The sequence below is a fragment of the Prevotella sp. P4-119 genome (assembly GCF_002251345.1).
GTDB lineage: Bacteria > Bacteroidota > Bacteroidia > Bacteroidales > Bacteroidaceae > Prevotella.
Window position 1 is genome coordinate 1 of the sequence record NZ_NPJB01000094.1, and the last position, 6,966, is coordinate 6,966.

Sequence of the window (6,966 nt, forward strand, 5' to 3'; positions counted from 1 at the left end):
TTCCATGAAGGCAATGGAGTTTTACAATTTGGATTATCTATAAACAACGAATATGGTTTTTCTTTTAGTATCCTAACGACATTAGAAATTGTGTCATAAACGCTCAAAGTATATAATCGATCTCCTGCATTATAAAAGTCTAAAATATCATTTATGTTATAACGTAACCATCCTATATCATATAAGTCTCTCTTAAATTGATTGAATTCTTTCTTTCCTACTTTTGCATCTACTATTTCTTTACATTGCATATATTTATTTAAATCCAAAGCCTTGCTCTTTCTATTCTGCTTCGTTGATTCTTTAACGTAGTTACTTGCTTCATTTTGATACATTGTCTTTAAATCAGTAAAAGACGTGCTCTTTAGTAATTCACAAAGCTGATTAAAAAGAGGATTAATTTTCTCTTCTAGTAAATTACCATTGATGGGTTTATCATTTTTCATATAAGTTAAACGTTTTTGTTTTCTGCTGCAAATGTACAAACTATTTTTTAATAGCCAAAGGATTTGTTGTCTATTTTTCTGACAACAATGGGTGTGTTAGAGATTTTATGCCTTGAAATACTATTCAAAACGGGTATAGGCACATGACCGTTTGGGTAAAGGCATACAATGAAAAGATGTCGTTTCTCTCCCTAATAGTATTAATGCTCCATCTTGTAAGACTTAATGTCCGCCCCAACGGTTATGGTTACTGTAACCGATGTCAGACACAAACAGGAATAACGGACGATTATTCCCAGCCTGGGAATGTTTTGTTCCCAGCCTGGGAGTCTAGCATTCCCACCTGGGAATGAATCATTCTCCTTAAAGGAACTGTTGGCGCTGATTAAAGAACGGTTTAGTAGAAATAAGCGTGCCTTATTGACGAATAACAATACTTGTTCAAAACATTGACACTTTTTGATTGGAGGGTATTTAAAAATGTCGTATCTTTGCAGCGGAAAATTTAAGTAGAACCCTTTAAAAACAATTAAGATTATGGCACATCAATTTCCTACAACAAACGACAACAGACGGAGAAGAGTCAGTGACTATTTGTTTCGTAACCTTCCTTTGATACAGGTACGCAATCAGCACAGTGCAGCTGTTGAAAGCGGCAACTGGGGAATGATGCTATACTACAAGTTCTTGTATCATCTGCTCGAGGCTTCAATGCCAGATTCCCCCCAGAGAGTACCTGAACACTTGCACAAGATGGCATTTACCGAACCTGCCGATGCATTGACGGGACTGAAAGCCATTCTGGAACAAGACCGCAAATACAATCCTGACGATGTTGACAAACTTACCAAAGTCATCAACACCATTGAAGCAATAGTCAAACCTATACCTTTTTCTTGATAATAATTTGGCAGATTGGTATTTATTGATTACTTTTGCAACAATAATAATTAAAAACAACAACGCTTATGGAAATCAATATTGGAAAACTCATTGAAGAAGAGATGAAGCGCCAAGGCGTAAAACATGGAGAGTTGGGCAGGCGCATCTACAAATCAAGAACCAATGTATATAATATCCTACAGCGCAACAACATCGATACGGTGTTGTTGAGGCGCATTAGTTGTGCACTGAAAACCAACTTCTTTGCCCTTTACGCCAAAGAGATGGAGAAAGAAGGGTGTCACGAACCTGCAGAGCCCACAACGGATATGCTGAAATTCACGCTGCAAGACGACGAGAAGGAGTTTTTCGTTGATGAGGATATCAACGAGGGCTATCAGGAAATCGATGCGCTTGATGTCAGTCTGATCATCAATGGTGTGAAATACGATGTGACCCTCGACATGCTGCCAGAAGAATTGTTCCCGTTACTCGTATATGTATATAGCAATGCTCTTGAAAACGGTCCATTAAGAGATATGAACGACGAGGCACTCGACGAGAACTTCTTTCCTTGGTTAGCGCAGAACCATCCGCGATTAGCCGGAGCCATCGTATATGCGACGGAAGAGGTGCTGACTGAACTGATAGCAGACGATGTAGATGGAAAATACCGCAATCATATCAATTACGAGGAGCCAAGCGATGAAGACGACTGGTACTGCCTTGGCGATAATGATATCAAATACCACATAGGTGATCTGACTGAACGTATTCATAAAGTTAAAAGGCCCTCATCATGGTTGTTACCAGCTCTCGATTATTGACCAAATCAGCGTTTAAGATTGCACTGAGCTGTCCGCATAAGCTGTTTTACTACGGACGGCCTGACGAGTATGAGAACGCCAATGCCAACGACGAGTTCTTGGAGTCGTTGGCTGAAGGCGGTTTCCAAGTGGGTGAACTGGCAAAGATCTATTGCGATGTGCCTGCCGATTGTGACCTGAAGGACATCATGGGCCACGAGGATTCACTGAAGCGTACACAGGAACTGATGCTGCGTGACCAGGTGAACATCGCCGAGGCAGCCTTCTGCTTCGGCAATCTCTTTGTGCGTGTGGATATCCTGAAGAAAGATGGTAACAACATCAAACTGATAGAGGTGAAGGCTAAGTCGTGGAATCCTGAAACGGATAATTTTATCAGCTCTAGGCCCAAGGGAGCCGTAGCCAGCGGCATTCGTCCCTACGTCTATGATGTAGCCTTCCAGAAGTATGTGGTATGCCAAGCCCTGAAAGAGTTGTATCCCAACGAGGACTACAGCGTCAAGGCTTTCCTGATGATGGCTGATAAGAGCAAGCGTGCAGATATCGATGGTCTGAACCAACTGTTCAAGATTGAGAAGAACCAGCAAGATCGTGCTGAGGCCGTAATGGCGCCCGATGCTCGCCAACGGATAGCCCAAAGTAAGGTGCAGGTGGTAACACCTTTCGATGTGGATGAACTCTGCGATACCATTATTGCTGGCGAAACCACTGAGCAGACAACAGATAAGAATCCTACCTGCATGGGGATGCGCTTTGTGCCGTTTATCCATTGGGCAGCCGATTACTATTGCAAGGACAATCCTTGTCCTTCGGATGTGGAGTTGGCTGGCAAGTGTCTGAAGTGCGAGTTCCACTGCGTAGAGGGCAGCAAGAAGAAGGATGGCAAGCGTGAATGCTGGCTAACGCAGGTGAGTGAAGATGACTACGACCATCGGCCTCACATCGCCACGCTGAATGGAAGCAACCTGAGCACCAATCGCAGCAAATGGGTCGGCGAGGGAAAATATTTCATGGATCAGTTGACGGAAACAGAACTGAAGCCTTATAACAAGAAAACACCGGATGCACCTGGCTTGGACGACTATCAGCGGAAATGGCTGCAGATTGGACTGGAAACTGGGAACGACGGCATCTTAAGCCGATTTAAAGCGCATCTGAACGGCAATACCTATTTAGACGTAGATGGTCTTCGCGAAGAGATGGCGAAGTGGAAGTATCCACTCCACATGATCGATTTCGAGACGACAGCTGTTGCCCTGCCTTATTATATAGGTATGAAGCCATACGAACAAGTGGCCTTCCAGTTCTCACATCACATCATCTACGAAGACGGACGCATTGAGCATGCCGGACAGTATCTGAACGAAGATGTGACGAAGTTCCCCAATTTCGAATTTGTACGCGAGCTACGTCGGCAGTTGTCTAAAGACAAAGGCACCATCTTCCGCTATGCTACCCATGAGAACAGCATTCTGTGCACCATCGCTAAGCAGTTGGCTGACAGCAACAAGCCAGACAAAGATGAACTGATAGCTTTTATTCGCAGCGTCACGCACAACCATGACGAGAAGAAAGGCGAACTCTACGAGGGACTACGCGACATGGTGGATTTGCTGCAAGTAGTGAAACGTTACTTCTACCAGCTGGACGAGATGCACGGCAGCAACAGCATCAAGCAGGTGCTGCCTGCCGTCCTGAACAGTAGTCAGTATCTGAAAGATAAGTACAGCAAACCTATCTATGGCTCAGAAATCAAGAGCTGCAACATATTGTCTGACAATCCGCTAGCATGGATAACCATAGATGCTGCCGGGCATGTGGACAGCCCTTACCACCAACTGCCGTCAGTAGGCGATTTGATTGGCATGAGCGATGAAGACATGGACCAAATGGAACAGCTATCCACTGATGAAAAGAACTTCGAAGTGGCCAATGGCGGTGCAGCCCTGACGGCCTATAACAAGTTGATGTTCTGCGAGGGCGAAACGATGAACGAGGCATTGCGCCAGGCGCTTCTGCGCTATTGCGAGCTCGACACGATGTCGATGGTATTTATCTGGGAATACTTTCACGATATGGTACAAAGATGAAATGGGGTTTGAATTCAAACCCCATTTCATCTTCTCTAATACTCATCCTCATTGAAAAGGAAATCTTCTTTGGTAGGATAGTCGGGCCAAATGTCTTCGATGCTCTCATAGACATCACCCTCGTCTTCTATCTCTTGCAGATTCTCCAACACTTCGAGCGGTGCGCCCGAACGGATGGCATAATCTATTAATTCATCTTTGGTTGCCGGCCATGGTGCATCTTCAAGTTTAGATGCTAATTCAAGTGTCCAATACATATTGCTTTTTTTTTATAGGTTTTTTATTTTGCCCGCAAAAGTAACATAATTTTTCTTATTTACAAACATTCTGCCATATTTTTTCACTCTGACCGGCAATATGATTGAGTTTTTTTGCAAAAACAAACAAATAATCGCTCAATCGGTTGATATATTCAGAAACTTCGACTGATACAGTAGCCTCTTTCGCCAACTCGCAGATGCGACGTTCGGCACGTCGGCATACCGTGCGACAAACATGCGCTTGCGCTGCTTCACGGGTTCCACCTGGCAATACAAAGCCTTGACGTTCGGGCAACATCGCCATAATCTCATCAACCTGACGCTCAAGCAATGCGGTTTCGCCCTCTGGCAAATGGGCTGAGGGATAAAGCGGTGTGGTATCTTGATTGGTGGCTAAGTTAGTGCATACGTTAAACAGATTGTTCTGGATACGTTGTATCATGGCCTTATCATCGCCTTCAGGCAACAAAGCTGCTAAAAGTCCTAAGTGGGACGATAGTTCATCGACGGTGCCATAGGACTCTAAGCGGGCACATGACTTACTTACACGTTCACCGCCGACAAGTGAGGTCTGTCCACCATCACCTCTACGGGTATATACTTTTGTTATCTTCATAGACTTAAAAGGTTATTATATTTATTATAATTAGAAATTCACACGATAATGATGTTTATAGCGATGACTGTCAAAAAGCACTATGCCACAATAATAGAGGTCGTAGGTTATAGTGACCTGCTCACATTCCTTGATATGGCGCCAGCGTTCAGTATTGCGATGAATGCCTTCCACAACAAGCACCGACTCTTCATCGGCATGACGTAACAGTAGGTCGGCATCGTCCTCTATCGTAATACGCGCCAACTGAAATGTACCACGATTGCCCATTGCTTCTTGTGGATAATCGGTCAGACGCATCTTGCGACAACCTGCATGCCACCATGCCTCATACTCGTCACGCAACATCACCGATGGTTGACGCCAGTTGGCAAGTCGGAAATACAGACGTCCTAACTTGCGCTCTGTAGCATTATGAGCAAGATTGTCCAATTCGTCATAGGCATAGTAAGGCCAGTGTTCGTTGATCACATAACGTACAAAAGCGTAGTCGGTCGGCGACTGAATGCCGAAACCTCTACTGCAACCCATACGGCAGAGCCAAACCCATAACATGTTTAAACGTCCTTTCATAGTTCAGAAATTAGTATTTGGCATTATGATTGGGCCTTAACGACGCCCACTATGTGTCATTCGCTCCAAGGTTCTTCGTATCAATGGACCCATTGGCATCTCTACATTGATCTTGCCCATCTTGATGATTGGTGTCACAATAGGCTCCATAAACATCCGATGCTGAAATGGATCGTATATCTGTTGAGCTCCCAAATGCATACCGACCTTGTGGTTTTCCACCGTAAAATACCCACCATAACGCGACGTTGGAACCAGTGAATAAGCGCCCATGGAGAAATAGGGATTGGTAGCGTAATATTGTCCAAAGACTGTGGCTGATAAGTTTTCAGAAAAAACATAGTGGACACTTCCACCAACACCATATTGATTATACACTCCTGTAGGCAAGAGAAATCTGTTGACATTGGTATTGGCGCTGAACGTCAACGGGCCTACATTATAATATCCTGCAGCAAATAATGAACGCGTAGAGGCCATGCCGATATAGTCAGCTGACTGCATATCTACATCAAACTTCAGATGTTCATTGACCGTCAGCGAAGGACGCATCATAGGATTTTCGTAGGCAATAGCACCCTCTCCTACTACGACTCTTGGCAGCATCATCACATTGTCTGTAGGATATTGAACTGGGGAAACTGCATTAGTTTCTGCTCGCACAGCACCTATGGTCTTTGGTAACGTGCGGTAAACTGCCAATGAATCATTGTGCGAAACTTCAATGGAGTCACGTCGCATAGTCTCCATTCCATTTCGCTCCGCTGTTGTTTGCGCCATTATGCTATGATGCATCAAAAGCACAAACATTATCATCAGCATTCTACCTTTTCCCATTTTCATGTTCACAAAGGTAGTGCAAATCGAGCGAAATGCAAAATAAAAGTTCACTTTTATTTTCTTTTCCGAAATGCAGCCTACCTAAGACCGAAGGTCAAAGGTACGAATAAGCGAATAAAAAGCCAAATATATTTGAGTCTTTTGAGCACAAGTACCTATGAAAAGTACAATACCAATACTTTATACTGTCTATAGTCAATTGGGTTTGAAAAGCCAATAGACTATAAGATATGCCACTATTCCTACAAGTAATACTACAAACATAATGATACACTTACTGTTTTACTGCCCAAATTTACACATATTTCACCTAACAACAAAACTATCACTATAATTATTATGCATTGATGTTTCAATATAACATCTAAGAAACAAATATGGCCTAAGAATAAGAACTATACGTTACATAACTAACACTTTTAGTTAAATAAC

General features: G+C 43.4%; 8 protein-coding genes. 3 read left to right on the forward strand and 5 right to left on the reverse strand.

Annotation, left to right across the window (positions count from 1 at the left end; all coding sequences use genetic code 11):
• A partial coding sequence (locus CIK89_RS12115; protein WP_144007416.1) for a hypothetical protein occupies positions 1–446 on the reverse strand: 446 nt, incomplete at its 3' end.
• A gap of 537 nt (positions 447–983) precedes the next feature.
• Here CIK89_RS12115 and CIK89_RS12120 point away from each other — a divergent pair.
• The 3 genes from CIK89_RS12120 to CIK89_RS12130 all read left to right on the forward strand — a co-directional run bounded on the left by CIK89_RS12120 (position 984) and on the right by CIK89_RS12130 (position 4,245).
• A complete protein-coding gene (locus CIK89_RS12120; protein WP_094391624.1) occupies positions 984–1,346 on the forward strand; it encodes a hypothetical protein in 363 nt (120 codons plus the stop codon).
• A 68-nt stretch (positions 1,347–1,414) separates the two neighbouring features.
• On the forward strand, positions 1,415–2,155 hold the full coding sequence (locus tag CIK89_RS13735) for a hypothetical protein (protein WP_216820476.1): 741 nt from the start codon (positions 1,415–1,417) through the stop codon (positions 2,153–2,155).
• Positions 2,128–4,245 carry a DUF2779 domain-containing protein gene (locus CIK89_RS12130; protein WP_094391625.1) on the forward strand — a complete coding sequence of 706 codons (2,118 nt, stop codon included), beginning with the start codon at positions 2,128–2,130 and terminating at the stop codon, positions 4,243–4,245. The genes CIK89_RS13735 and CIK89_RS12130 overlap by 28 nt, the downstream gene beginning before the upstream one ends.
• Positions 4,246–4,280: 35 nt before the next feature.
• Here the strand turns inward: CIK89_RS12130 and CIK89_RS12135 are convergent, their stop codons facing one another.
• The 4 genes from CIK89_RS12135 to CIK89_RS12150 are packed head-to-tail and all read right to left on the reverse strand — an operon-like array spanning position 4,281 to position 6,531.
• Entirely contained in the window at positions 4,281–4,502 is a 222-nt protein-coding gene (locus CIK89_RS12135; protein ID WP_021852076.1) for a DUF2795 domain-containing protein, read from the reverse strand.
• 55 nt (positions 4,503–4,557) lie between these two features.
• Positions 4,558–5,121: a cob(I)yrinic acid a,c-diamide adenosyltransferase gene (locus tag CIK89_RS12140; protein WP_094391626.1), complete on the reverse strand. Its 564-nt coding sequence runs from the start codon at positions 5,119–5,121 to the stop codon at positions 4,558–4,560.
• A gap of 30 nt (positions 5,122–5,151) precedes the next feature.
• On the reverse strand, positions 5,152–5,694 hold the full coding sequence (locus tag CIK89_RS12145) for a hypothetical protein (protein WP_144007187.1): 543 nt from the start codon (positions 5,692–5,694) through the stop codon (positions 5,152–5,154).
• 36 nt (positions 5,695–5,730) lie between these two features.
• Complete coding sequence (locus CIK89_RS12150) at positions 5,731–6,531, reverse strand: hypothetical protein (RefSeq protein ID WP_144007417.1); 801 nt, start codon at positions 6,529–6,531, stop codon at positions 5,731–5,733.
• Positions 6,532–6,966 lie beyond the last annotated feature (435 nt).

Coding starts and splice junctions, on each gene's coding strand:
- CIK89_RS12120 (WP_094391624.1), top strand. CDS start 984: ATGGCACATCAATTTCCTACAACAAACGACAACAGACGGAGAAGAGTC.
- CIK89_RS13735 (WP_216820476.1), top strand. CDS start 1,415: ATGGAAATCAATATTGGAAAACTCATTGAAGAAGAGATGAAGCGCCAA.
- CIK89_RS12130 (WP_094391625.1), top strand. CDS start 2,128: ATGGTTGTTACCAGCTCTCGATTATTGACCAAATCAGCGTTTAAGATT.
- CIK89_RS12135 (WP_021852076.1), bottom strand. CDS start 4,502: ATGTATTGGACACTTGAATTAGCATCTAAACTTGAAGATGCACCATGG.
- CIK89_RS12140 (WP_094391626.1), bottom strand. CDS start 5,121: ATGAAGATAACAAAAGTATATACCCGTAGAGGTGATGGTGGACAGACC.
- CIK89_RS12145 (WP_144007187.1), bottom strand. CDS start 5,694: ATGAAAGGACGTTTAAACATGTTATGGGTTTGGCTCTGCCGTATGGGT.
- CIK89_RS12150 (WP_144007417.1), bottom strand. CDS start 6,531: ATGGGAAAAGGTAGAATGCTGATGATAATGTTTGTGCTTTTGATGCAT.